This window comes from Bacillus altaicus (genome assembly GCF_042136375.2).
Classification (GTDB): domain Bacteria; phylum Bacillota; class Bacilli; order Bacillales; family Bacillaceae_G; genus Bacillus_A; species Bacillus_A cereus_U.
Window position 1 is genome coordinate 761,995 of record NZ_CM143394.1, and the last position, 25,851, is coordinate 787,845.

A 25,851-nucleotide genomic window follows, 5' to 3' on the forward strand; every position below is an offset into this window, starting at 1 on the left:
TTTTTTGCTGTAAAAAAATTATACTTGCGTCCACTTTCCCTTTTGGTTACTATAATAGTAGTAACCAAAAGGGAAAGTGTGGGGAAAGACTTGAATTTTCGTGTATATATTTTAGCTATTGCGGCTTTTGTAGTCGGAACGGTTGAGCTAATTATAGGAGGAACGCTTGATTTAGTTGCCAATGATTTAGGTGTGTCGATTAGTGCAGCTGGTCAGCTTATTACAATATTTTCAGTAGTATTCGCTCTATCAGGGCCGGTTTTATTAGCGTTAACAGGCAAGTTTGAAAGAAAGAAATTGTATGTTGTGGCATTATCAATTTTCTTAATTGGAAATATCGTTTCGGCATTTAGTGTGAATTACGAGATGTTAATGTTCTCGAGGGTAATTTGTGCAGCGAGTGGATCGCTTATTATTGCACTATCGGTAACACTTGCTTCTAGTGTAGTAGAGCCGCATTTTCGTGCGCGTGCAATTGGAATCATTTTCATGGGGATTAGCGGATCACTCGTACTTGGAGTACCGCTAGGTCTTGTATTAGGAAATGCATACGGATGGCGTGCACCATTTGTATTAATTTCAATATTAACTGTTATGGCGATTGCTTGTATTTCATTATTCTTAACGAAAGTACCACCGACATCGGTATTATCAATAAGAGAACAAATCGCTACGTTAAAGGATAAAAAAATTGTAAGTGCACAGTTAACATCATTTTTATTTTTAACAGGTCATTTAACGCTATACGCATATTTAACGCCGTTTTTAAAAGATGTGATGCATGTTGAAGCAAATTGGATTAGTGTGTTTTACTTCATTTTCGGAATTGCAGCGGTACTTGGAGGTGGCCTTGGCGGCTGGCTTGCTGATAAATGGGGATCGAAGAAAAGCATTATTTCCATCATTATCGTATTTGCATGTGCTATCTTTATTTTGCCACTAATGACATTCTCATTCCCGCTCTTTATTATTATGATGGGACTGTGGAGTATGTTAAGCTGGGCGATTTCACCAGCGCAGCAAAACTATTTAATTGAAATTGCACCAGAATCTGCTGGTATTCAGCAAGGTTTAAATAACTCTGCACTTCATTTAGGAATTGCACTTGGTTCAACAGTGGGCGGAGTTGTTATTGAAAAATCATCTGTTATATATAACGCTTGGGTAGGTGGCGTTTTTATTATATTGGCGCTACTTTGTGCGATTTTCTCTATTACGAGAGGACGCTCGAATCAGCTTGCGAAAGAAGAATCTATCGTTTGATAGGTTCTTTTTTTGTGTAAAAAATTGCAGGGGTTAGTAGAGAAATGAAGAAGGAAGTATATAGCGAGGTGATAGTATATGGATTATTCAATTATTGGTTTTATATTCACAGTAATTCCGTTATTTGTGATTGTTTTTGTATTTAGATGGATTCGTTTCATCTATCAAAATTCTGAGAAACAAGTGGAGCAAAATGAGAAGATTATTGAGCTGTTGATGGAGATAAAGGAACAAAAAAAATCGTAAAATGGTCTATTCGTTTGGGTGTAAACTTTACAAATCAAAACCATCCGAAAAACCAACTACATAAAATTGAATTAGCGAAAGCGTAAAAAAAGAGCTGTACCAAATGAGTATGTAAAACTCCGTTTGGTACAGCTTTTTTTGTATGGGAAATTATATTATCTATTCAAATGGTAGAATCAATTTTGGGATTTGTTAATACCTCAACTTCATCAACAATTCCTTAATTTCCTCATCTTCCATAAAGAGATCATGGTGCTTCTCTGTAATCTTCGCAAGTGCAACGTCATGATAGAAGAACTCCGTAAAGAACTTCACGAAAGGTTGTGACATTGTTTTCATCGCTTGCCATGATTCTTGCTCTACACCAGCAAATAAAATTTCACGATCGTCAACGATGAGTAGTAAGTAACGCTCTAATGCGTTAGGTTCTTGAGCTGGGATTAAAAAATGCATGTTTTCTAAGTCTGTTTCCACTTTTCCAACTATGAGGGACTCGACTTGGACGCCTTGTTTTGCTTTTTGTTCTAGTAAAGGAAGATATTCTAAAAGGGTATCATTCCATGCGGAGATGCGTATGGATTCTTTCGCATCTTCTACAAGTTGCCTACTTTGTACTTTAATAGAAGACTGCATTTTTAAACTCCAAACGCGGTCATCTGTAAATGACTTTTTAGAAATATTATTTTCAAGTTCTTTAATATTAGATTGGAATTCTGTCGTTAACTTTTCAATTGCTAGCTTGAGTGGTAATGCTGTATACAATTTTTTCTTTTCAGAAACAGAATCCATTACCATCCCTTTATCAATGAGTCGTGCTAACACTTCGTATATTTTTGCTTTTGGAACACCTGAATGTTTAACGATAGTTGTTGCATCTAATGGGTCATTGCTTGATACGACAACTTCATAAGCTTGGCTTTCATATTGTGAGAAACCGAATTTTTGTAGCATAGTTCCCTCCGAACGAATGAGATTATAGTTTAAGGATAATGAACTATTTGTGTTTACACAAGTGTTACGATACTAACTAAGTTGATTGAAATGAGAATAAATTTCAATTTTTTAAACTATATAGATTGAGCTTTTAGATTTATCTATTATACTTAATATAGTGATTAATGCAATTAAATTCATCGAGAAGGGGATGCTTGAGGGAAGATGTTGAGAAGTTTACGTTTAAAAATTGCGGTAGTATTTTCGGTGCTTATTTCTATGATGTTTGTAATATTAGGTACAGCTGTGTATCAATTGCAAAAAGAGAAAGAAACGCACTCCTTAGACCAGTATTCTGAAAATACGATGGATCTTGTGACAGAGCAGTTAACTGCATTTATGCAGCGAATTGAAGAAGATATGGGTCATTATGGAAGTCATGATGATATTCAAAACATGCTACAAGATGTGGTTACCCCAGAAGAGGAGAGTTTTATTTTAAAGGAATTTTCAAGGTTTAAAAAGAATCATCCTGATATTTTAGATGTCTACATAGGGACGAAAGATAAAAAAACGTTGAGTGCAAATCTTGCTGATGGGGGAAAAGTACCTGAAGGATATGATCCAACAAGTCGTCCGTGGTATAAAACATCCGAAGCAGATACAAAATCGATTATTTGGGGACAACCACAATATGAAATCGCGACAGGTAAGTTAAGTATTGGAGTTTCAAAAGCCATTGTCGGACAAGATGGTTCTGTGTTAGGTGTTGTAGCAATGGATGTATCACTAGGGACGATTCAAAAGCTACTCCATAATATTCAATATAATAATGGCGGAGAAATGTTTATTATAAATGATAAAAATATTGCCATTGTGTACCCAGAGAAGGTAGGAAAAGATGTTTCGAAAGAACCACTTGTTAAAAGTTTAAATAAAGATGAAACGAAATTTGCAGCGGCGACATTAGGCGGAAAAGATGTAGTAGCCTATAGTCAATTGTTTGATAAGATGAAATGGAAAATCGGGATTGTATATCCGAAAGAATCCATTGATAACTTACTAATAGAAACAAGAAATACGGTTATTTTAACGGCGTGTATAAGTTTATTAATTGGAATAGTTGCATCATATATATTCTCAAGAAGATTAGCAAGACCATTACAACTATTAACAAATCACGTTCAAAAAGTAGCGGAAGGTGATTTAACACTACAAATGAAGGTGACAAGTAAAGATGAGGTTGGTACGCTTACGACTCACTTTAATGATATGGTTGAGCAAATGAATGAAATGGTAAGTAAAATTAAAAATAGTGTATCGACAGTACAGCAATCGACTCACAATCTGCATTATTTAACGAATGAAACTGTAGCAGCTAGTAGAGAAGTTTCAGGTGCAATGGATGATGTGAGCGGAGGCGCGTCTACTCTTGCTAATAGTGTAGAGGAGGTTTCAGCGCAACTTGAAAATATGGCGCAGTCGATGGAAGAAATGAATAGTTCTGTTGGTGAAATAAAGGGAGTGACTGGCAAGGCGGAAGAAGCATCTAAGCAGGGACTCAATACGATGCGGAATTTAGTTCGTACAAGAGAACAATCATCTTCTATCGTTGTTCATACGGAAGAAGCATCAGGTAAGTTAGAGCAAAGAGTTGGATCGATTCAAAATGTGGTAGAACTTATAAAAGGTCTTTCGGATCAAACGAATTTACTGGCTTTAAATGCTTCAATTGAAGCAGCACGTGCAGGTGAGCAAGGTAAGGGCTTTGCTGTTGTTGCGGAAGAGGTTCGGAAATTAGCTGAACAATCAAAAGAGGCAACGGGTGAGATTGCAATAATGATTAGCGATGTGCAGTTAGAAGTAAAACGAGTTGTAGAAGTTGTAAGTAAATTGAAAGACATTGCGGATATACAAAATAAAGTTACGACAGAGGCGGAGACAGAATTCCGCACAATTATATCAGTTGTAAATACTATTAGTACCTCAGTTGAAAAAATTGTAGAAGAGGTAAATAACATAGGTCACGAGCAAGAAGAAATTACAGAAGTTATGCAAACAATTGCTAGCACGAGTCAAGAGAGTGCGGCTGTTTCTGAAGAGGTAAATGCAGCAACTGAGTCACAAGTGAATCATTTAGAAAAAGTAGCTCATACGATGGAAAGTTTGACAGGGAATATGCAGGACTTAGAAAGATTGGTTGAGCAGTTTAAAGTAGAAGAGTAACGTATTAGTAAAATGATGAGGATTTCGGTAAAATAGACAATGGATATATAAGAAGCAGTTATAGGAGGAAGATTATTATGGCAATTGTTGACGTATCGATTATTCCAGTAGGAACAGGTAATCCAAGTGTTAGTGAATATGTAGCAGAAGTACAAAAGGTGCTAGAGAAAAATGCAGATCGTGTGAAGTATCAATTAACACCGATGAATACAGTAATAGAAGGGGATCTTCCTGTCATTTTAGAAGTCATTCAACAAATGCATGAAGTTCCATATACAAAAGGTGCACAGCGCGTTGCGACAACAATTCGTATCGATGATCGCCGTGATAAAGTAAGTACGATGGAGAAGAAATTAAACTCTGTTCGATCAAAATTATAAGAAAAAGCAGCGATCTTCGCTGCTTTTTTCATATAGGAGGAAAATAAGATGAGTGAAAAGTTTAATGAGCAGTTTGATGGCTTGCTAGAGAAATACACGGAACTATTACTTGGAGAGAGCAACGAAGAGCGAAAAGAGCAGGTACAGAAATGGGCACTTTATTCTTATATGGCTAAGACGATGCCAGCTTTAGTGAAACATTGGAATGAGACGTATCCAGATGCAAAAGAAGAGATGGTACAGTTAATTACGAATATTAAAAAGCTGAATGATGAGAAGCGAAATGAGAAGTAAGAAGGCTTGAGATAATGTTACCTCAAGTTTTTGTTATTAATATCCTCATATAATTTAGATGAAATATAAATGGTTTTGTGAGCATGTCGAATATTTTCGGCATGCTCATTTTTTCCTAGTAAAATCGTTTTTTCTGAATGTCGAAAAATATCTTCTTCATATGTACAAACGAGAATATAGGGTTTTAAATGTTTTGATAGTATTTTATAAATTATCTAAATAATTATTTGTATCAAATAATTTTAAACAGTGATATAATTTCGAAGAGGGGTAAAAAACAGATAAATTATAGTCGTAGGGGTGAATTACATGGAACAATTAATGCGAAATTCGTTTCTTTTCTTGTCTAAAAATAAAGCGCTAACAAAACTGGCTAAAAAGTACGGTTTACGCTTTGGTGCAGGTCGCTTCGTCGCAGGGGAAACGATTGAATTAGCGACTGCTGCAATTAAAGCATTAAATAAGCAAGGTCTTTGTGTAACAATCGATTATTTAGGTGAATTCGTTGATAACGAAGCGGAAGCAAATGAAATGGCTAGCGAATCGATTGAAGCGATTCGTGCAATTGGAAGAGAAGGTCTTAATTCGCAGCTTTCTTTAAAGATGACTTCTATGGGATTAGATATCTCTGATGAAATCGTAATGAACAATATGCGCCGTATTTTAGAAGCTGGAAAAGAAAATGGTGTGTTTATTACAATTGATATGGAAGACTATACGCGCTGCGGAAAAACAATTGATATCTTTAAACAATTAAAATCTGAATACGATAATATTGGTACTGTTATTCAAGCTTACTTATATCGTACAGAAAAGGATATGGAAGATTTAAACGCTTATAATCCTAATTTACGTCTTGTAAAAGGGGCCTATAAAGAACCTGAAGAAGTAGCGTTCCCGGAAAAGAAAGATGTAGATGATAATTATAAAAAAATTATTAAAATGCACTTATTAAATGGAAATTACACTGCAATTGCTTCACATGACGAAGCGATTATTGAATATACAAAAAAACTTGCCGAAGAACACAACATTCCAAGGGATCAATTTGAATTCCAAATGTTATTTGGTATTCGTACAGAGCGTCAACTTGAGCTAGTAAAAGAAGGCTACAAAATGCGCGTTTACGTACCTTATGGAAACGACTGGTATGGCTATTTCATGCGTCGTCTAGCAGAACGTCCAGCAAACGTTGCGTTCGTATTAAAAGGTATGATCAAAAAATAACCAAGGAGAAAATACTCCTTGGTTATTTTAATTGCTGAAATGCGTAGTTCGCCATTTTCTTCGTGTCAGGGTATAGCTGTGTACGAGTAGAAGATAACACGACGTTAATGACGCGTTTACCGTCTTTTTCATCAACTGTTACGACTGTGTATTTTCCGAGTGCTGATAAACCGCTTTTACTTCCAATCGCATATGGATCGTCATATAGTTCTTCTCGTCCATAGTTTGCAATTTTTGGAGAGCGCTCTGAAGTGTGTAGAGTAGTATGGGTTGAATTCATATAATCTAAAACAATTGGATACTTTAATGCTTCTTTCGTAATAATAGCAATGTCATAAGGTGATACTTTATTTCCAAGTGCATCAGCACCACTTGCATTTTTGAAAGTCGCATGCTTTGTACCAAGTTCCTTCGCTCTAGCATTCATCATTTTCACAAACTCTTCTTTTGATCCCGCAATATGTTCAGCGATTGACTCAGCAATTGGGTCTGCACTAATAATAAGCATAAGTTTTAATGCCTCATCACGTTTTAACTTTTCACCCGCGCGAAGCTTAATCTTCTTACTTTGACTTTCCGTTTTAATCGCATTCTCTGTAACCGTAATTTCTTCATCTTCTTTCACATTCTCTAGTAAGAGTAAGGTAGTCATCATTTTCCCTATACTAGCCGGATAAGAGCGCTCATCTTCCCGTTTTCCATACAAAGTTTCACCTGTGTCTGCATCGATTGTAATCCCGTATTGCCCAGTAATACTAGGTTGATCTGCTTTTACAGCTTGTTGTCTGTGAGCATAAGAGAAGAAAATCATCCCTGTAAATAGTGTGGCGATCATTACAATCATAATTACTGTTCGCTTCATCGTCGTTCCCTCTTTTGTTTTCCATATGTACAAATAAATTGGGCAGAAAAAGCAGCCATTAATCATTATGCCACGTTCTCTGCCCAAAAATATAGCGTTATTTTTCGCCCATATTATGCTTCTTATATTGTTGGTTATTACCTTGACGCCCTTTTTCAACACCGTGATTATGCGGACCTGCATTTCCTGTTACACTTGCTGCGCTAATTCCAGCTTTTGAAGGGTTCTTCTTAAGTTTTGCCATATATATTCCTCCAGTTTCGTCAGATTATAAAAAAGGAAAAGTGCATTTTAATGAAGAAAATACACATGTATAGCATAGCCAAATGAAAGAAATTTATTTATTTCAGAAAATTTTATCAATAAATATATTGCGAAAATTCAAACTGTATCATATATTTATTAGTAGAGGCTCACTCATTGATTGCGACTTATGTCGAAAAATTGAATGAGCATTCATTCAAGAATAGGGGGAGAAATGGATGTTCCAAATTAAAAAGGCTGCTGTTCTAGGTTCAGGCGTAATGGGTTCAGGGATTGCGGCACACTTAGCTAATATTGGTATTCCGACATTATTGCTTGATATTGTACCACCGGCGCTTACGAAGGAAGAAGAAGCGAAGGGACTTACATTAGAACATAAAAGTGTGAGAAATCGTTTTAGTAACACGGCTTTGCAAAAACTAGTAAAGCAAAAACCAGCTCCTCTGACAGTGAAAGGAAATCTAGCACTGATTGAAGCAGGTAACTTTGAAGATGATCTTGAGCGTCTTGCTGATGTAGATTGGATTATTGAAGTAGTAGTTGAAAACTTAGATATAAAGAAGAAACTATTTGAAAAAGTAGATGCTGTTCGTAAATCAGGCTCAATTGTGAGCTCAAATACATCAGGCATTTCCGTTGAAAAAATGGCAGAAGGTCGTTCAGACGACTTCCAGAAACACTTCTTAGGAACACACTTTTTTAACCCACCACGATATTTAAAACTTCTAGAGGTAATACCGACGAAAGAAACTGATCCACAAGTATTAAGCTTCATGAAACTATTTGGCGAAGACGTTCTTGGAAAAGGCGTTGTTATCGCAAAAGACACACCAAACTTTATTGGAAACCGCATCGGTACGTATGGCTTGCTTGTAACGCTTCAAGAAATGATTAAGCGTGGCTATAGCATTGGAGAAGTTGACTCTGTAACAGGTCCATTAATTGGTCGTCCAAAGAGCGCAACGTTCCGTACATTAGATGTTGTTGGTTTAGATACATTTGTACACGTTGCAAATAACGTATATGAAAATGTACAAGAAGAAGAGCGTGATGTATTTAAAGTACCAGCCTTCATGCATGACATGCTTGATAAAAAATGGCTTGGAAGTAAAACGGGTCAAGGCTTCTTCTTAAAACAAGGGAAAGAAATTTTAGAATTGAATCCAGAAACGATGGAATATGAAGCGCGCAAAAAATTAAAAGCTGCATCCGTAGAGTTAAGTAAGCAAGAAAAAGGATTAGCGAATAAATTGAAAGCGCTTGTATACGCGAAAGATCGTGCAGGAGAGTTACTATGGAACATTATCACACCAACTCTTTTATACTCTGCAAAACTTCATAAAGAAATTGCTGACGATATCGTTGCAATTGACCAAGCGATGAAATGGGGCTTCGGCTGGGAGCAAGGTCCATTTGAAATTTGGGATGCAATTGGCGTTGAAAAGTCCATTCAAAAGATGGAAGAAAACGGCGCAAATGTTCCTGCTTGGGTGAAAGAAATGGTAGAGAAAGGTTTTGCTACTTTCTATAAACATGATAATGGTGATAGCTACTATTACGACAATGGTGAATATAAGCTAATCGAACGTAACAAAAAAGCAATTTCGCTTAAGCAATTAAAAGCGAAAAACGGTGTGTTAAAGAAAAATAGCGGAGCGAGCTTAATTGATTTAGGCGATGGTATCCTTTGCTTAGAATTCCATTCGAAGAGCAATGCAATCGGTATGGATATTACAAAAATGATTAACTACGCTGTTGATGAAGTAGAGAAAAATTATAAAGGTCTTGTTATCGGAAACCAATCGAAGAACTTCTGCGTTGGTGCGAACCTTGCAATGATCTTAATGGAAGCACAAGATGACAACTACTTTGAAATTGAGTGGGTTGTGAAAAACTTCCAAGATGCAATGACGAAAATTAAGTATTCTTCTAAGCCAGTTGTAGCAGCGCCATATGGTATGACGCTTGGCGGCGGTACAGAAGTTTGTTTACCAGCAGCGAGCATTCAAGCTTCTAGCGAAACATATATGGGCTTAGTAGAAGTAGGTGTTGGCTTAATCCCTGGCGGAGGCGGTAACAAAGAGCTATACATTAAACACTTAAACAAAATGGCAAACGGTGTAGAATTCGACTTACAAAAAGTTGCGAATAAAGTATTCGAATCCGTAGCGATGGCGAAAGTTTCTACATCAGCGCAAGAAGCTGTCTCTAACAATTTCTTAGGCGATAAAGACGGTATTAGTGTGAATGGTGATCACTTACTATATGATGCGAAACAAAAGGCACTTTCTTTATATGAAACGGGTTATAAAGCGCCGATTCGTAAAAAGATACCAGTTGTTGGTGAAACAGGCTATGCAACGCTTGTACTTGGTGCAGAAGCAATGCATTTATCAGGTTACATTTCTGAACATGATCTTCACATTGCGAAGAAACTTGCATATGTCATTGCGGGCGGAAAAGTGCCGTACGGAACAGAAGTTGATGAGCAGTATTTATTAGATGTAGAACGTGAAGCATTTATTAGCTTAGTAAGTGAGATGAAATCACAAGCAAGAATGCAGCACATGCTTGTAAAAGGAAAGCCATTACGTAACTAATAACGAGGGGAGATATCGTTCATGAGAGAAGCTGTCATTGTTGCGGGAGCAAGAACACCAATTGGAAAAGCAAAGAGGGGTTCATTAAAAACAGTTCGTCCTGACGATCTAGGGGCGTTAGTAGTAAAGGAAACGTTAAAGCGTGCGAATTATGAAGGGCCAATCGACGATTTAATTTTCGGTTGTGCGATGCCAGAAGCAGAGCAAGGCTTAAATATGGCTCGTAATATCGGCGGGCTAGCAGGACTTTCTTACGATGTTCCAGCTATTACAATTAACCGTTACTGTTCTTCTGGTTTACAAAGTATCGCTTACGGAGCAGAGCGCATTATGCTTGGTCACTCTGAAGCTGTATTATCAGGCGGAGCGGAATCAATGAGTTTAGTTCCGATGATGGGACACGTTGTTCGTCCAAATAGTCGCCTTGTAGAAGCTGCTCCAGAATATTATATGGGTATGGGACATACAGCAGAGCAAGTTGCTGTGAAATATGGAATTTCTCGTGAAGAGCAAGATGCTTTTGCGGTAAGAAGTCACCAGCGCGCAGCAAAAGCATTAGCTGCAGGGAACTTTGCTGATGAAACAGTATCTGTAGATGTAATGTTACGCACTGTTGGAGCAAACAACAAACTGCAAGAAGAAACACGTATTTTCGCACAAGATGAAGGTGTAAGAGCGGAGACGACGCTAGACATTTTAGGTAAATTACGTCCAGCATTTAACGTTCGTGGTTCTGTAACGGCTGGTAACTCTTCACAAATGAGTGATGGAGCAGCATCTGTACTATTAATGGATCGTGAAAAAGCAGTGAGCGATGGCATGAAGCCACTTGCGAAATTCCGTTCATTTGCAGTAGCGGGTGTACCACCAGAAATAATGGGTATCGGTCCAATTGCTGCAATTCCGAAAGCGTTAAAATTAGCTGGTTTAGAGCTATCTGATATCGGTCTATTCGAACTAAATGAAGCATTCGCTTCTCAATCTATCCAAGTTATTCGTGAACTTGGTTTAGATGAAGAAAAAGTGAACGTAAACGGCGGTGCAATCGCACTTGGACATCCACTTGGCTGTACAGGAGCAAAACTAACACTATCCCTTATTCACGAAATGAAACGCCGCAACCAACAATTCGGTATCGTAACAATGTGTATCGGCGGCGGAATGGGAGCAGCGGGAGTATTTGAATTATTATAAAAAAAAGTGCAGGTGGCTTGCTTAGAACAGGAGGGCGTTGGAAGCCCTGACGAAGAGGCGCTTTTTGCCTCACAGGAAGGGGTGAAACGACCGACTGTTTTAGCCACCGGAACTAGATTATAAAAAAAGTGTAAGCGGCTCGCTCAGAATGTGAGGACGCTAAAGCAAAGAATGGAAGCAACAAAGGGGTATCCCGCATTAACGGGCAGTAAAACTCCCACCGATTAAAGTTTCACTTTATAAAAAATAAAAGTGAGAGCCAGCTTCTTTTAAAATGAGAGAAGCGGATTATGAAAATACAAAGGAGGAAATTTTCATGGAAAAAACAGTAGGAAGTGCGGTTAAAGGCGGTAGCTTTTTAGTAGATGAGATTACGATTGATCAAGTGTTTACGCCAGAAGATTTTTCATCTGAGCATAAAATGATTGCAAAAACGACTGAGGACTTTATCGTAAATGAAGTTCTTCCGGAGCTTGAATATTTAGAGCAACACGAGTTTGATCGTTCTGTGCGTCTTTTAAAAGAAGCTGGTGAACTTGGTTTATTAGGTGCTGACGTACCAGAAGAGTACGGCGGAATTGGTCTTGATAAAGTAAGCTCAGCGTTAATCGCAGAGAAATTCTCGCGCGCTGGTGGTTTTGCAATCACTCACGGTGCTCATGTTGGTATCGGATCTTTACCAATCGTATTATTCGGTAACGAAGAGCAAAAGAAAAAATATTTACCACTACTTGCAACTGGTGAAAAATTAGCTGCATATGCATTAACTGAGCCAGGTTCTGGATCTGATGCATTAGGTGCGAAAACAACTGCACGTTTAAATGCAGAAGGTACACATTACGTATTAAATGGTGAAAAACAATGGATTACAAACTCTGCATTCGCTGACGTATTTATCGTATACGCAAAAATAGACGGCGAGCACTTCTCAGCATTTATCGTAGAGAAAGAATACGCTGGTGTATCTACAAGCCCAGAAGAAAAGAAAATGGGTATTAAATGTTCTTCAACTCGTACGTTAATTTTAGAAGATGCGTTAGTACCGAAAGAAAATCTACTTGGGGAAATTGGTAAAGGCCATATTATCGCGTTCAACATTTTAAATATCGGTCGTTATAAATTAGGTGTTGGTACAGTTGGATCTGCGAAACGTGCAGTAGAAATTTCAGCACAATATGCAAATCAACGTCAACAGTTCAAACAACCAATCGCTCGCTTTCCATTAATTCAAGAGAAACTTGCGAATATGGCAGCGAAAACATATGCAGCTGAAAGCTCTGTATATCGTACAGTAGGTTTATTCGAAAGCCGCATGAGCACATTATCTGAAGAAGAAGTAAAAGACGGTAAAGCAGTAGCAGCTTCTATCGCTGAATATGCAATCGAGTGCTCTTTAAATAAAGTGTTCGGTTCTGAAGTGTTAGATTATACAGTAGATGAAGGTGTTCAAATTCACGGTGGTTACGGATTTATGGCAGAGTACGAGATTGAAAGAATGTACCGCGATTCTCGTATTAACCGTATTTTCGAAGGAACGAACGAAATCAACCGCCTAATCGTACCAGGTACGTTCTTACGTAAAGCGATGAAAGGTGAATTACCACTTCTTCAAAAAGCACAAAAATTACAAGAAGAGTTAATGATGATGATGCCAGAAGAAGTAGGCGATGAGCCATTAGCACTTCAAAAACATTTAGTAAAGAACGCGAAGAAAATCGGTTTAATGGTAGCTGGATTAGCTGCTCAAAAATATGGTAAAGCATTAGATAAAGAGCAAGAAATTCTTGTGAATATCGCTGACATCGTAAGTAACCTTTACGCAATGGAATCAGCTCTTCTTCGTACAGAAAAAGCAATTAAAACAACTGGTCTTGAAAAGAATAAACAAAAAGTGTTATACACTGAAGTATTCTGCCAAGAAGCATTCAACGAAATCGAAGCAGATGCGAAAGAAACACTTATCGCAGTTGAAAATGGCGACATGCTGCGCATGATGTTATCATCATTACGCAAATTAACTCGCCACACACCACTTAACGTAATTCCGAAAAAACGTGAAATCGCTGCGAAAATTTTAGAAGATGAGCGTTACACAGTTTAATAGATGATGGGGAACCAGTGGCCTGTTGGCTGCTGGTTTTTTATTTTTATTGATGTTAAAAATAGTTTACATTATGTTAAAAATAAATTACAATTAAAATATAGAAAATAATGTAAAATGAGGAGAGGTTATGAAACAGAGTGGAACGTTACAAAATAATCTCGTTGTACTCCGAGCAGAAAAACGCTGGTCACAAACGGATTTAGCGAACCAAGCTGGGGTAAGTAGACAAACGATCGCTTCAATTGAAGCGAATCGTTACAATCCATCTTTAATTTTAGCTTTTGAAATTGCACGTATTTTAGGTAAGGAGTTTCATGAAGTTTTTCAATATAAGATAGAGGGGGAAACGGAATGAGTATTGTAGTAGGGATAATAATCTCAGTAGCAGGACTAATAGGTGTTTTATATTCAACACGTTTTCAGAAGAATGAGGGGGAAGACGAAAGGGGCGAGCATATTACGGGGAATGCAGCTAAAATTTCGTTATTTGTATTTTTATTTCTATATTTAGTTATCTTTTTAATTGGGAATCTATATTCATTGACAGGCGAACAATATAAATTAGCGAATTCATTTTTATTAGCAGGGGTACTTTGTTCTTATGCTTTAACTATCGTAGTTTTGAAAAGAGAATATTAAATGAAAAAGGGCTGTTTTACATATGTATTTGTAAACGGCTTTTTTTAATGGAGGTAAAGGAGATGAAGTTAATAAGAGTAGGAACAGTTCACCAAATCGCATTTTTACCGCGTCTATTTCCGATTAACTGTTACTTTGTTGAAGAAGAAACAGGATTAACTCTAATTGATGCTGCTTTACCATTTTGTGCAAAGAAGATTTTAGAAGCGGCTCGAAAAATAGGAAAACCGATTACGAATATCGTTATTACACATGCGCATGATGACCATATAGGGGCGCTCGATGCTATAAAACAAGAATTGCCGAATGTTCCGGTCTATATTTCTAAAAGAGATGCAAGTTTACTTGAAGGGGATTTGTCACTGCAAATAGGGGAACCAGACACGCAGGTAAAAGTAAGTGTGTCAAAAAGGATAAAGACGATTCCAGATATTCTTCTTCAAGAGGGAGATCAAATAGGTTCCCTTGTAGCGATTGCAGCTCCAGGTCATACACCGGGATCAATGGCGTTTTTAGACACGAGAAATGATGCACTCATTGTTGGAGATGCATTTCAAACGAGAGGTGGAGTGGCGGTAGCGGGGCAATTAAATTGGCTTTTTCCATTTCCTATGTTTGGTACGTGGGATGCAGAAGTTTCATTAACGAGTGCTCAGAAATTGCTGGAGTATAAGCCGTCTATATTAGCGACAGGGCATGGGAAGATGATTAAAGATCCGTTAGTGCAAATGCAACGGGCGATTGAAGAAGCGGAAAGGAATTTAACAAGAAAGAGCCTCAAATAATTTTGAGGCTCTTTTTGCTAGATGATATTATTTTGCTGGTTTTAAAAATGTGTATATGGCTAAGGAAAAACAAAGGAAAATAAATGCGATAGGATCTTGATATGGATTAGGTTCAGAGCCCTTCTGGATTTCTGTAAGGAAGTCATGTGTTTTCATGTTTATTTCTCCTTTCATTAATAATTTATTATTTGGTGTAAAAGAAGACGAGAGATGATGAATAAGAAAAATGGTGGAATTGCAAAGAATGAGAAGTATTTTAAAGGGATTTTCATGTTAATTATTTTATAGTATATGTCTATATTTTAATGTGAAAATAAAAGTTAAAAATATGTAATTTTGCATATTCGAACACGCGTGTAAAAAAATGAAAACTAGGCTTTGTATACTGCGACTTTTTTTATGCATACAATCCAAAAAACCCCAAATACTAATGACGAATGAAAAAAGAAAGGCGGGTATGTTCTATGCAAAATTTAACAGAGCTTGAAGTAGAAAATTTACGTCATTTAATTGGTGGTCATGCGACGATTATTAACAAATTGGACCAGTATGCACAGGCTTGTACAGATCCAGAGTTGAAACAAATGCTACAAAAGGATGCGCAAGATGCACGAAATACGAAACAGCAGTTAATGACTTTTTTAGGATAGGAGGAAGAGAGAAATGAATGAAAAAGATATGGTAAATGATTATTTAGCAGGGTTAAATTCAAGTTTAACAAGTTATGCAAATTATATTTCTCAATCTGATAATGAACAGTTACATCAAACGTTAATTCAAATTCGTAATCAAGATGAATCTCGTCAACGTAATATGTATGAATACGCAAAGCAAAAAAGTTATTATAAGCCGGCAGCGCCTGCTAATCCAATGATTGTACAGCAATTAAAAAGTCAATTAAGTGCGGAATAGTGTGATGGATAAAGTGAAACTTTAATCAGTGTGGGGGTTCATCTCCCACTGATTATTAGCCCACACCAATCGGGCGTTTACGGGCAGCCCGACTCCCACCTAACTTCTTTGCTCCAGCCGAATTTTGAGGCGGGAGTTTTACTGCCCGCAAATAGCGGGATGAAACGAGCGAATGGATTCGCTCGTTTTTTTGTTTGGTATATGTCAATAAATACATAATAAATATTTTTCCAGTTGTAACAAATATGACAAAAATTAAATATAACAATTCACAAAAAGGACAAAAACTTTGCTCAACATTTCACAAAGTATCCATGGTTTCTATTGTGAGAACCTCTATAATTAGGAGTGTAAAGAACCAAAGAAATAGACTACATAATCAATTGGGAGAGATTGCTATGAATAGAAACACAAGAAAAATTGCAATTATCGGTACTGGATTAGTTGGATCAAGCTGTGCGTATTCCATTGTAAACCAAGGGATTTGCGAAGAGCTATTGTTAATTGATATAAATCATGAACGTGCAGTTGGAGAAGCGATGGATTTATCGCACTGCATTAACTTTACAAATACAAGAACAAAAGTATATGCAGGAAGTTATGAAGACTGCAAAGATATGGACATTGTTATTATTACAGCAGGACCAGCGCCGAAGCCTGGACAAAGTCGTTTAGACACTTTAGGAGCAAGCGCTAAGATTATGGAAAGCATTGTTGGCGGCGTAATGGAAAGTGGATTTGATGGCATTTTCTTACTCGCATCGAACCCAGTTGACATTATTACATATCAAGTGTGGAAGCTATCTGGATTACCTAGAAATCGTGTGATTGGTACAGGTACATCACTAGATTCTTCTCGCTTAAGAACAATTTTATCTGAAATGTTACATGTAGACCCTCGTAGTATTCATGGGTATTCATTAGGAGAACATGGTGATTCTCAAATGGTTGCTTGGTCTCATGTAACTGTTGGTGGAAAATCAATTTTGCAAATTTTAGAGGAACAAAAAGAACGCTTAGGTGAAATAGATTTAGATGAAATTGTTGAGAAGACTGCGAAAGCTGGATGGGAAATTTATAAGCGCAAAGGAACTACTTATTACGGAATCGGAAATTCTCTAGCTTATATTGCTCGCTCAATTTTCAATGATGATCACCGTGTTATCGCTGTTTCAGCTATTTTAGATGGTGAATATGGCGAATACGATATTTGTACAGGAGTACCAGCAATTATTACTAGAGACGGTATAAGAGAAGTGGTAGAACTGAACTTATTAGAAGATGAAGAAAGCCGCTTTGCAAAATCAAACGATGTTTTACGCGATTATATGAAAACAATTGGTTACTAAATTATAGGAGAAGGTGAAACAAATGAAAGAATATATAATGTCTCGTGTGTTTAAAGCTTCTGCCGGAATCGCACAGGGTATTTTCGTATCCCTTGGAATTGGTTTACTGATCGAAAATATAGGAAGAATTGTTGATATCCCATTACTTATTACAATCGGAGTTGTTGCAAAATCACTTATGGCACCAGCAATTGGAGCCGGGATTGCCTTTATGCTCGGTGCAAACGGACTCGTAATTTTCTCAGCGATGGTAGCTGGAGCAATTGGAGCTGGTTCCATTTCAATTACTGAAGCTGGTCTCATCATTAAAACAGGTGAACCAATCGGTGCATTATTAACAGCGACTTTAGCAGTTTATATTGGTAAACGATTAAGTGGAAAAACTGCTTTAGATATGATGCTCGTTCCATTTGCAGCAATATTAGGTTCTGGTTTAGTCGGTATTTGGTTAGCTCAAAATATTAGCCCAGTTTTAAATACAGTTGGAGCATTCATTAAAGATAGTTCAGCTGGTAGCCCGTTTATCGCTTCTATCGTGATTGCTGTAGTTTGGGGATTGTTACTTATCTCTCCAGCTTCATCAGCTGCGTTAGCGATAGCGCTTAGCTTAGACGGTGTTGCAGGTGGTGCAGCACTTGCAGGATGTGTTGCTCAATTTATCGGATTCTCTGTTATTTCAGCGAAAGAGAATAATTTAGGTGGCATATTAGCTCAGGCACTTTGTACTCCAAAAGTACAGTTGCCGAACATTACTAAAAATCCAATGATTCTCATCCCAACTGTCGTCGCCAGTGCTATAGTGGGCCCAGTATCAGCATTAATTTTCCAACTGGAAGCAGGAAAAGAAATTGCAGGTCTTGGATTAAGCTCTCTTATCGCACCAATTAATTTAATTTCCAGCCAAGGGTGGGAAGTTGTCCCAGCGATGGTAATCACTTATATCATCATTCCAGTAGCTGTTTCTTATATACTGTACATTGCTCTTAAAAAAGCAGGTCGTATTCATTCTGGTGACATGACTGTACCACAATCTTAATTTGAAAATCTCCTTAATATAGAGAAAAGCAGACTGAAGCCACAGTCTGCTTTTTACATTTTTTGATTTTGTTTTACTGGAACACGTACGGTTTCTTTTGCTAATAACAACTGAACGCCGAAGTAAAGTACGCTTGCAAGCGTCATTCCAGAAATGGCGTCTACAAATGCATGCTGCTTCGTAAATAATGTTGATAAAATAATAAGCGTACCGAAGAAAGTAAGGATGTAATATTCCAAAGTATGCTGTTCTCTACGCTTAAAGGCAGCTAACATAATTACAAATGTCGTAAGGACATGAATGCTTGGGAAACAGTTTACTGGTTGATCAATACTATAAATATAGCGGACTAGTTCGGAAAATACATCTGTTCCAACGACGGTTGGGCGTGGTACAGTTGTCTGCCAAAAAAAGTAAATCGAAAAACAAGCAAGTTTTCCAAGAATTACACTACTTAAAGTGACATAATATTGCTTTCGATCAGCAAAACAGTAATAAATAAGTGCACCGTATAAGTATGGAAACCAAAGTAAGTAAGGAATAATAAATGCTTTCACAAATGGAATCCAATCATCTACTACAGTTGTGACATCTACTGCGTGAACAGTAGATTTATTTAATACGTCGTAAAGGGGACTTACGAGTACGAGTAGAAGTATATAACTTAACGGAAGAAGAGATGAAAGTTTAAATTTCTTCATGATAATCTCCTATGTTTTAGTAATGTAAATAAATTCAATTGATTATAATATAGAAAATCCAATTGGGCTATCGATTTTACTTACATTTTCTTGAATTCACCTTACATTTTTGTCACTTGACTTAAAAGAGGGGGAGGGTGCTATATGAAGCGTTCACTGTATTTCTTAGTTTTTATATTGTTATGCCTAGTGAGTACTGGGTGTGCAAAGGATAAAGAAGGAGAGAAATTAGAATACAACGGGAGAGCGCTCGTAATTGGAGTTGTTGGTGAAAAGCCGAAAGATACATTTAGAAATATAAAGTTTGAAAACGTGAAGTTAGAAGAGATGCAGGAGAAATCAGCAAAAGTTGATGGTTTTCTCGTCATGAAAGAATATTTTCAAGAAGCATCAAAGGAACAGTATACGGACTTATTTTTATCGTTAAAGAAGCCGGTGTTTTTTATTGGTTTACAAGATAGACCGTATTTGATTTTTACTGAAAAAGATTTAGATTTTGACAATGCTCCAAGGGATAGGGCAATGATGTATACGCAAGGTTTTGTGAATATAGGAAGACCCGAAGGACAATATTGGGGTATAGGATTATATAATGATACGGTTTCCAATCAAAATATTCATAATATGTATATAGTAGTATTTCAAACCATTTCGGACTATTTAAGTCGATGATGAAGGAGCCTGTAAAAGGGCTTCTTATTTTTAAAATAAAGTGAAACTTTAATCAGTGGGGGTTTTGTCCATCCCCCACTGATTATTAGCCTTCACCAATCGGGCTTTTACGGGCAGTTATCTCCCACCTAACTTCCTCGCATTCGCCGAATTTCGAGGTGGGAGTCTTACTGCCCGTTAATGCGGGGTAAACGTTTGTTTAAGATATATGTTCGGTATAGAAAATCATGTTTTCCAACGGTGATATAGAAAAACATGAGATTAATCAAACGTTTGTTTAAGAGGTATGTTCGGTATGGGAAAAGTCATATTTTTCAACGGTGGATGTAGAAAAATATGAAATTAATCAAACGTTTGTTTAAGGTATATGTTCGGTATGAAAGAATCTACGTATTCCAAAGGCTGATGTAGAAAAATATGAAATTAATCAAACGTTTGTTTAAGATATATGTTCGGCATGGAATGAGAAAAAAGTTTTAAAAAAATTATATATTTATTTTTTCTTAATAAATGGCGGAAAAATAAGAAAAATTAGCAGGATTATTAAAAATTATCACGAAATAAGTAAAAGTTTAGCGAATAATCGTTTGAAATAATAAAATGTTTTCTATATGATAAAGGTAAAGGTTAGTAAAAAAGTAGGTGAATTTATGACAGTAACATTTTATTCATATCCAAAGTGTGGCACATGTCAAAAAGCAAAGAAATGGTTTGAGGCAAACGATGTAGCATATGAGATGATTCATATTGTTGAAAATCCACCGTCAAAAGAAGATTTACGTAATTTACATGAGAAAAGTGAATTACCATTAAAAAAATTCTTTAATACAAGTGGAATGCGTTACCGCGAACTTGGTTTAAAAGATAAGTTAAAGGATGCAAGCGAAGACGAAATGTACGAGCTTTTAGCATCTGATGGCATGTTAATTAAACGTCCAATTGTAACAGATGGAACGAGTGTAACACTTGGTTTTAACGAAGAGCAGTTTGAAAGTGCGTGGAAAAAATACCAATAAGGTATTTTTACATAATTAATACATTCACTGGAGGTACAGTCATGAGCATTCCAAATAATTTACGTTACTCTGAAGAACACGAATGGGTAAAAACAGAAGGTAATGCGGTTGTTATCGGTATTACTCATTTTGCACAAGGTGAGTTAGGCGATATCGTATTCGTTGAACTTCCTGAAGTAGGTGCAACAATCCAAGCTGACGAGCCATTCGGAAGCGTAGAATCTGTTAAAACAGTTTCTGAATTATACGCACCTGTAAGTGGTAAAGTTGTAGCAGTAAACGAAGAATTAAGTGACCAACCAGAACTAGTTAACGAATCTCCATACGAGGGTGCATGGATGGTTAAAGTTGAACTTTCTGATGCAAGCCAAGTTGAGAAGTTATTAACTGCAGAAAAATATGCAGAAATGACAAACCAAGACTAATTATAGTCGAAGAAAAAGGACAGCCTTTGTGCTGTCCTTTTTTATGTTGTGTACATAATGAATTTAAAAACATATATATTAATTATTATATAGGAGAACGTTTTTCGTTGAGGATTTATGCCGATTTAGCCACCTCCTAGCCCTTCATGTCTAAGAACCTTCCGTACGAGAAGACAAAAGGCCTCTTCTGTACGAAAGAACCTTAGCCAACAGGGCTAAACAGTCGGTTCCGCTTTTCGTTATGATCCAGCTCCAGCGGCTAGATTGTTCGGTGGCTTCGCGTCTTCCTGCGAGGCAAAAAGCGCCTCTACGTCAGAAGCTCCATCCCCCTCACAATCTGAGCGAGCCGCTTGCGCTTTTCATTGTCCACCTCCAGCGGCTAGAACAGTCGGTCATTTCACTCCTTCACTTGAGGCAAAGAGCGCCTCTAGTTCAGGAGTTCCAATGCCCTCTTGTTCTGAACGAGCCGCTTCTGCTTTTCTTTTGCAAAAATAAACAGGAAACAACATGAAAATAACGAATATACTATATACTAAGTTAAAGGTTGTATAGTATATGGTGATCGGGTGATGACATATGATTTATGTGGAAAAAGTCATTATTGTAGAAGGTAAATCGGATAGAAGAAAGATTGAATCTATTATTCGTGAACCAGTGGAAATTGTTTGTACAAATGGTACAATTGGTTTGTCGAAAATGGATGAGCTCATTGATCAACTTTTTGATAAGGACGTATATGTGCTAGTGGATGCTGATGATGCAGGAGAAAAGTTAAGGAAACAATTCCGAAAAGAATTTCCGCAAGCAGAGCATATTTATATTGATCGCTCGTATCGCGAGGTGGCGACTGCACCTTCTTCACATTTAGCAAATGTATTATGGGGAGCTGACATTGACGTTTATACAGAATATTTACGGTAAGGAATGATAGAAGTGATTGATTGGACAGGTGCCGAAGCTACAGACCTAATAGGAAATGAAGAAAAAACAGTGTTATATGTGTATACACCAATGTGTGGAACATGCCAGTTAGCAAAGAAGATGTTAACGGTCGTCGAGATGACGATTGAAGATTTGAAAATTGGGATGTTAGATTTAAATTATGCCCCGCATTTAGCGAAAGAGTATGGGATAGAAAGTGTACCGTGTTTACTTGTTTTTGAAAATGGGACACTGATGAAGAAAATATATGCATTTCATTCGGTTGAATATTTATATACGGAATTAAAGTAGGCGGCAAAGTTTTTGCCGCCTCGACATATTTCTTGGGAAATATGTCGACATGCGTGATAGATACAGTATTTGTCGAGCGAAAGTAACAGGATTGCTCTTTAATAAGAGGGAATGGTATGTAATAGAAAGTGATATGAGGGATGTGGTTTAGGATGAAATTATATTCTTTGCTTCAATCATTTGTAAATTACGCTAATGGTCAATATCATTTAGAACCGCTTTTAAGGCAAGGAGAAAGAACTGTTAATTTTCGTTTTGGAGATGAATGCTGTTCGTTACAAATTTCAAGAGATTATATAGAACTTTTGAAAGAGGCGAGAGGAACGGAACAAATCGTTTGTTTAGAGGAAGAGGATGTACAAAAATTAGTGACTGGAAATATGAGGTTGCAAACGTTAATGAGTGATGGACGGGTACAATATTCTGGAACGTATCGAACGATGTTATTAGTTGAATCGATGTTTCATATATGTAAACCGATGTCAGTCGGGGCTTAAAATTCTGAAGTTTCTTTTTTTGCGGAAATTTCTGTTGACACGGCGTGTGGATATTGATACAATTCAATTCATAAAATATAGACAATTTCATAAATTTTAAATCAGACGAAAATTTAATCTGATTTCTCTTATTAAGAGAGGTGGAGGGACTGTGCCCTGTGAAGCCCGGCAACCGTCAACTTATGTTGAAATGGTGCCAATTCCTGCAAAGCAAATGCTTTGAGAGATGAGAGAGAGGGATAATGTTGTTATATACGCATATAAACCTTTCTGCTTCTCTAGAAGCGGAAAGGTTTTTTGTTGTTTGAATGCGGAGGATATTCAAATAATAAGAGGAGCTATAACGATGGACTACACGTATCAAAAATAAAAAAATGCGGAGTCTGTCCAAGCAAAAGAGGGGTGAGCATCATGATCTTATTAGAAAATGTAAAGAAAATATATAAGGCAAAAAGCGGTGATGTCACTGCTGTAGATAACGCCAACTTACAAATAGAGAAAGGCGAAATATTTGGTGTTATCGGATATAGTGGTGCTGGGAAAAGTTCGTTAATCAGATTATTTAATCAGTTAGAGAAACCAACTTCTGGCCAAATTACAATTGCGAATCGTGTGATTTCAGCGATTACTGGAAATGAACTTCGTAAGGCAAGACAAGAAATCGGAATGATTTTTCAGCATTTCAACTTACTTTGGTCACGAACTGTGCGTGAAAATATCGCATTCCCACTTGAAATTGCAGGTGTCGATAAGGCGGAGAGAAGAAAACGTGTCGATGAGTTAATTCATCTTGTTGGATTAGAGGGAAGAGGAGACGCGTACCCATCTCAGCTAAGTGGTGGACAAAAGCAGCGCGTCGGGATAGCAAGAGCGTTAGCAAATAATCCACAAGTACTTTTATGTGATGAAGCAACGTCAGCTCTTGATCCAGAAACAACGGATCAAATTTTAGATTTATTATTAGATATTAATAAGCGTCTCGGCTTAACCATTGTATTGATTACACATGAGATGCACGTTATTCGCAAAATTTGTAATCGTGTTGCTGTAATGGAGAGAGGGAAGATCGTAGAAACGGGTCCAGTACTTGACGTATTCCGTAATCCACAGCAAGACATTACAAAACGATTTGTACAGCAGTTAACTGATTCTGAAGATACGAATGAAACGATTGAAAGTTTAATAGAAAAGTATCCAGATGGAAAAGTAATTCGTTTGCAGTTTGTCGGTGAAGCGGTAGAAAGGCCGGTACTTCAAAGGTTAATGCAGCGTGGTGATATAGAAGTTAGCATTTTGCAAGGAAATATCGCACAAACGAATAACGGCTCTTACGGAAGTTTAGTCGTTCATTTAAATGGTGAAGAAACAGCGATCCAGCAAGCAATAGAAGGAATTCATCAAGATCAAGTAGAGCTGGAGGTGATTGCACATGGATAAGTTAATCGCAAATGTTGATTGGAATCAAATGTTAGAAGCAACTGGTGAAACGTTATATATGACGGCAATCGCAGCGCTTGCCACATTTGTTTTAGGACTTATTTTAGGACTATTACTCTTTATGACAGCGAAAGATAATTTATGGGAAAATAAAGCGATTAATACGGTGATTGGAGCGTTCGTAAACATTTTCCGTTCTATACCGTTCATCATTTTAATTATTTTATTAATCCCATTCACAAAGATTCTTCTTGGAACAATTCTCGGAGCGAGTGCAGCGCTGCCAGCTTTAATTATTGGAGCGGCACCATTTTACGCGAGAATGGTTGAAATCGCACTTCGTGAAATTGATAAAGGTGTAATTGAAGCTTCAAAAGCAATGGGAGCAAAAACAAGCACAATCATTTTGAAAGTATTAATTCCAGAAGCGTTACCGGCATTAGTATCTGGTATTACGGTAACGACAATTGCTTTAGTAGGCTATACGGCAATGGCAGGTGTTGTTGGTGCTGGTGGCCTTGGAACACTTGCTTATTTAGAAGGGTTCCAGCGAGGAAATAACGATGTAACAATCGTTGCGACAATTTGTGTATTACTAGTTGTATTTCTCATTCAGTGGATTGGTGATAGTTTAACGACTCGAATAGATAAAAGATAATGAAAAACAGGAGGGTATTTCAAATGAAAAAATTATTACTTACAGCACTTATTACAACTTCAATTTTTGGTCTAGCTGCTTGTGGTGGGAAAGATAAAGATGAAAAGAAACTAGTTGTTGGTGCTTCTAACGTACCTCATGCGGTTATTTTAGAAAAGGCAAAGCCATTACTTGAGAAAAAAGGAATTGAGTTAGAAATTAAAAAATTCCAGGACTACGTGTTACCGAATAAAGCGTTAGCGGATAAAGAATTAGATGCAAACTACTTCCAGCACATTCCGTATTTGGAAAAAGAAATTAAAGATAAAAAATATGATTTTGAAATAGCGGGGAAAATTCATTTAGAACCAATTGGCGTGTACTCTCAAAAATATAAAAGCTTAAAAGAACTTCCAGACGGGGCGACAATTATTATGAGTAATTCTGTTGCTGATCATGGACGTGGTTTAGCAATTTTACAAAAAGAAGGCGTTTTAAAAATTAAAGACGGAGTAGATCCAGTTAAAGCGACTCCGAAAGATATTGCAGATAATCCGAAAAATTTAAAGTTCAAAACGGATATTGAGCCGGGTTTATTACCACAAGTGTATAACAATAAAGAAGGCGATGCAGTTCTAATTAATTCTAACTATGCAATTGATGCGAAATTAAACCCAGAAAAGGATGCAATTGCAATTGAAGGTAGTGATTCTCCATATGCTAACATCGTAGCAGTTCGTAAAGGCGATAAAGATAAAAAAGAGATTAAAGCTCTTGTAGAAGTGCTGCATTCTAAAGAAATTGAAGATTTTATTAATAAAGAATATAAAGGGGCAGTTGTTCCTGTAAAAGAATAATCGTTTGAAGAAGGGCTGGTGTATGCCGGCTCTTTTTTCTAACTACATAACTATAGGGGAGA

30 protein-coding genes and 1 riboswitch are annotated in these 25,851 nt (G+C 37.1%); of the genes, 25 read left to right on the forward strand and 5 right to left on the reverse strand.

All coding sequences use genetic code 11. From position 1 onward, the window contains the following. The first annotated feature begins 24 nt into the window (after window positions 1-24). Together ACE38F_RS03820 and ACE38F_RS03825 are read left to right on the forward strand one after the other, a co-directional pair. A complete protein-coding gene (locus ACE38F_RS03820; RefSeq protein ID WP_375370166.1) occupies window positions 25-1,263 on the forward strand; it encodes an MFS transporter in 1,239 nt (412 codons plus the stop codon). Between the two features lie 78 nt (window positions 1,264-1,341). Continuing rightward, window positions 1,342-1,509: a hypothetical protein gene (locus tag ACE38F_RS03825; protein ID WP_375370165.1), complete on the forward strand. Its 168-nt coding sequence runs from the start codon at window positions 1,342-1,344 to the stop codon at window positions 1,507-1,509. 192 nt (window positions 1,510-1,701) lie between these two features. Here the strand turns inward: ACE38F_RS03825 and ACE38F_RS03830 are convergent, their stop codons facing one another. Continuing rightward, the gene (locus ACE38F_RS03830) at window positions 1,702-2,460 is read right to left on the reverse strand and encodes a TrmB family transcriptional regulator (RefSeq protein ID WP_375370164.1); all 759 of its coding nucleotides are present in this window, start codon (window positions 2,458-2,460) and stop codon (window positions 1,702-1,704) included. A 207-nt stretch (window positions 2,461-2,667) separates the two neighbouring features. Between ACE38F_RS03830 and ACE38F_RS03835 the strand changes: the two genes are divergently transcribed. From ACE38F_RS03835 to ACE38F_RS03850, 4 genes are all read left to right on the forward strand, one after another. Further along, window positions 2,668-4,668 carry a methyl-accepting chemotaxis protein gene (locus ACE38F_RS03835; protein WP_375370163.1) on the forward strand — a complete coding sequence of 667 codons (2,001 nt, stop codon included), beginning with the start codon at window positions 2,668-2,670 and terminating at the stop codon, window positions 4,666-4,668. Between the two features lie 77 nt (window positions 4,669-4,745). Next, window positions 4,746-5,048, forward strand: a complete 303-nt coding sequence (locus tag ACE38F_RS03840) for an MTH1187 family thiamine-binding protein (RefSeq protein ID WP_001018862.1) — start codon at window positions 4,746-4,748, stop codon at window positions 5,046-5,048. 48 nt (window positions 5,049-5,096) lie between these two features. Next, complete coding sequence (locus ACE38F_RS03845; protein ID WP_001290599.1) at window positions 5,097-5,342, forward strand: YusU family protein; 246 nt, start codon at window positions 5,097-5,099, stop codon at window positions 5,340-5,342. Between the two features lie 309 nt (window positions 5,343-5,651). Beyond that, on the forward strand, window positions 5,652-6,569 hold the full coding sequence (locus ACE38F_RS03850; RefSeq protein WP_002112697.1) for a proline dehydrogenase family protein: 918 nt from the start codon (window positions 5,652-5,654) through the stop codon (window positions 6,567-6,569). 22 nt (window positions 6,570-6,591) lie between these two features. Here ACE38F_RS03850 and ACE38F_RS03855 read toward each other — a convergent pair whose 3' ends face one another. Both ACE38F_RS03855 and ACE38F_RS03860 read right to left on the reverse strand, forming a co-directional pair. After that, window positions 6,592-7,431, reverse strand: a complete 840-nt coding sequence (locus tag ACE38F_RS03855; RefSeq protein WP_375370162.1) for a D-alanyl-D-alanine carboxypeptidase family protein — start codon at window positions 7,429-7,431, stop codon at window positions 6,592-6,594. A 97-nt stretch (window positions 7,432-7,528) separates the two neighbouring features. Continuing rightward, entirely contained in the window at window positions 7,529-7,675 is a 147-nt protein-coding gene (locus ACE38F_RS03860) for a YuzL family protein (protein ID WP_001096344.1), read from the reverse strand. Between the two features lie 238 nt (window positions 7,676-7,913). Between ACE38F_RS03860 and ACE38F_RS03865 the strand changes: the two genes are divergently transcribed. The 6 genes from ACE38F_RS03865 to ACE38F_RS03890 all read left to right on the forward strand — a co-directional run bounded on the left by ACE38F_RS03865 (window position 7,914) and on the right by ACE38F_RS03890 (window position 15,017). Then, window positions 7,914-10,295, forward strand: coding sequence for a 3-hydroxyacyl-CoA dehydrogenase/enoyl-CoA hydratase family protein (locus ACE38F_RS03865; protein WP_375370161.1), 2,382 nt, complete (start codon window positions 7,914-7,916; stop codon window positions 10,293-10,295). Between the two features lie 21 nt (window positions 10,296-10,316). Further along, window positions 10,317-11,489 carry an acetyl-CoA C-acetyltransferase gene (locus ACE38F_RS03870; RefSeq protein ID WP_016106545.1) on the forward strand — a complete coding sequence of 391 codons (1,173 nt, stop codon included), beginning with the start codon at window positions 10,317-10,319 and terminating at the stop codon, window positions 11,487-11,489. Window positions 11,490-11,805: 316 nt separating this feature from the next. Then, window positions 11,806-13,590, forward strand: a complete 1,785-nt coding sequence (locus ACE38F_RS03875) for an acyl-CoA dehydrogenase family protein (RefSeq protein WP_176107959.1) — start codon at window positions 11,806-11,808, stop codon at window positions 13,588-13,590. Between the two features lie 130 nt (window positions 13,591-13,720). Further along, a complete protein-coding gene (locus ACE38F_RS03880) occupies window positions 13,721-13,948 on the forward strand; it encodes a helix-turn-helix transcriptional regulator (protein WP_000813846.1) in 228 nt (75 codons plus the stop codon). Next, a complete protein-coding gene (locus ACE38F_RS03885) occupies window positions 13,945-14,232 on the forward strand; it encodes a DUF2178 domain-containing protein (RefSeq protein ID WP_375370160.1) in 288 nt (95 codons plus the stop codon). The genes ACE38F_RS03880 and ACE38F_RS03885 overlap by 4 nt, the downstream gene beginning before the upstream one ends. Window positions 14,233-14,294: 62 nt before the next feature. Further along, the gene (locus ACE38F_RS03890) at window positions 14,295-15,017 is read left to right on the forward strand and encodes an MBL fold metallo-hydrolase (protein ID WP_375370159.1); all 723 of its coding nucleotides are present in this window, start codon (window positions 14,295-14,297) and stop codon (window positions 15,015-15,017) included. Between the two features lie 27 nt (window positions 15,018-15,044). On the opposite strand, the gene ACE38F_RS03895 is transcribed toward ACE38F_RS03890, so the two are convergent. Beyond that, complete coding sequence (locus tag ACE38F_RS03895) at window positions 15,045-15,173, reverse strand: hypothetical protein (protein ID WP_002112689.1); 129 nt, start codon at window positions 15,171-15,173, stop codon at window positions 15,045-15,047. A 308-nt stretch (window positions 15,174-15,481) separates the two neighbouring features. On the opposite strand from ACE38F_RS03895, the gene ACE38F_RS03900 reads away from it, so the two are divergent. The 4 genes from ACE38F_RS03900 (at window position 15,482) to ACE38F_RS03915 (ending at window position 18,314) form a co-directional block, all read left to right on the forward strand. Next, the gene (locus tag ACE38F_RS03900) at window positions 15,482-15,667 is read left to right on the forward strand and encodes a hypothetical protein (RefSeq protein ID WP_002112687.1); all 186 of its coding nucleotides are present in this window, start codon (window positions 15,482-15,484) and stop codon (window positions 15,665-15,667) included. Window positions 15,668-15,680: 13 nt separating this feature from the next. Beyond that, entirely contained in the window at window positions 15,681-15,929 is a 249-nt protein-coding gene (locus ACE38F_RS03905) for a spore coat protein (protein ID WP_002034620.1), read from the forward strand. Window positions 15,930-16,327: 398 nt separating this feature from the next. After that, the gene (locus ACE38F_RS03910; protein WP_414731884.1) at window positions 16,328-17,278 is read left to right on the forward strand and encodes an L-lactate dehydrogenase; all 951 of its coding nucleotides are present in this window, start codon (window positions 16,328-16,330) and stop codon (window positions 17,276-17,278) included. A 22-nt stretch (window positions 17,279-17,300) separates the two neighbouring features. Further along, entirely contained in the window at window positions 17,301-18,314 is a 1,014-nt protein-coding gene (locus ACE38F_RS03915; protein WP_002143642.1) for a PTS transporter subunit IIC, read from the forward strand. Window positions 18,315-18,367: 53 nt separating this feature from the next. Here ACE38F_RS03915 and ACE38F_RS03920 read toward each other — a convergent pair whose 3' ends face one another. Further along, window positions 18,368-19,015, reverse strand: a complete 648-nt coding sequence (locus ACE38F_RS03920; protein ID WP_002192356.1) for a phosphatase PAP2 family protein — start codon at window positions 19,013-19,015, stop codon at window positions 18,368-18,370. Between the two features lie 144 nt (window positions 19,016-19,159). Here ACE38F_RS03920 and ACE38F_RS03925 point away from each other — a divergent pair, with 144 nt between their 5' ends. The 9 genes from ACE38F_RS03925 (at window position 19,160) to metQ (ending at window position 25,789) form a co-directional block, all read left to right on the forward strand. Beyond that, window positions 19,160-19,687 (forward strand): hypothetical protein, encoded by a 528-nt coding sequence (locus ACE38F_RS03925; RefSeq protein WP_375370158.1) that lies wholly within the window; start codon window positions 19,160-19,162, stop codon window positions 19,685-19,687. Window positions 19,688-20,337: 650 nt separating this feature from the next. Then, window positions 20,338-20,703: an arsenate reductase family protein gene (locus ACE38F_RS03930; protein WP_002159990.1), complete on the forward strand. Its 366-nt coding sequence runs from the start codon at window positions 20,338-20,340 to the stop codon at window positions 20,701-20,703. A gap of 41 nt (window positions 20,704-20,744) precedes the next feature. Next, window positions 20,745-21,128 (forward strand): glycine cleavage system protein GcvH, encoded by a 384-nt coding sequence (gene gcvH / locus ACE38F_RS03935; RefSeq protein WP_000026895.1) that lies wholly within the window; start codon window positions 20,745-20,747, stop codon window positions 21,126-21,128. 576 nt (window positions 21,129-21,704) lie between these two features. Beyond that, entirely contained in the window at window positions 21,705-22,049 is a 345-nt protein-coding gene (locus tag ACE38F_RS03940; protein ID WP_002159991.1) for a toprim domain-containing protein, read from the forward strand. 3 nt (window positions 22,050-22,052) lie between these two features. Beyond that, window positions 22,053-22,361 carry a thioredoxin family protein gene (locus ACE38F_RS03945; protein ID WP_087945836.1) on the forward strand — a complete coding sequence of 103 codons (309 nt, stop codon included), beginning with the start codon at window positions 22,053-22,055 and terminating at the stop codon, window positions 22,359-22,361. Between the two features lie 152 nt (window positions 22,362-22,513). After that, window positions 22,514-22,858: a hypothetical protein gene (locus ACE38F_RS03950; RefSeq protein ID WP_002068015.1), complete on the forward strand. Its 345-nt coding sequence runs from the start codon at window positions 22,514-22,516 to the stop codon at window positions 22,856-22,858. A gap of 125 nt (window positions 22,859-22,983) precedes the next feature. Beyond that, window positions 22,984-23,091, forward strand: a riboswitch (SAM riboswitch). A 178-nt stretch (window positions 23,092-23,269) separates the two neighbouring features. Then, entirely contained in the window at window positions 23,270-24,295 is a 1,026-nt protein-coding gene (locus ACE38F_RS03955; RefSeq protein ID WP_375370157.1) for a methionine ABC transporter ATP-binding protein, read from the forward strand. Further along, complete coding sequence (locus ACE38F_RS03960) at window positions 24,288-24,953, forward strand: methionine ABC transporter permease (protein ID WP_002159993.1); 666 nt, start codon at window positions 24,288-24,290, stop codon at window positions 24,951-24,953. Before ACE38F_RS03955 ends, ACE38F_RS03960 begins: the two co-directional genes overlap by 8 nt. Before the next feature lie 23 nt (window positions 24,954-24,976). Next, window positions 24,977-25,789, forward strand: a complete 813-nt coding sequence (gene metQ, locus ACE38F_RS03965; RefSeq protein ID WP_375370156.1) for a methionine ABC transporter substrate-binding lipoprotein MetQ — start codon at window positions 24,977-24,979, stop codon at window positions 25,787-25,789. Window positions 25,790-25,851 lie beyond the last annotated feature (62 nt).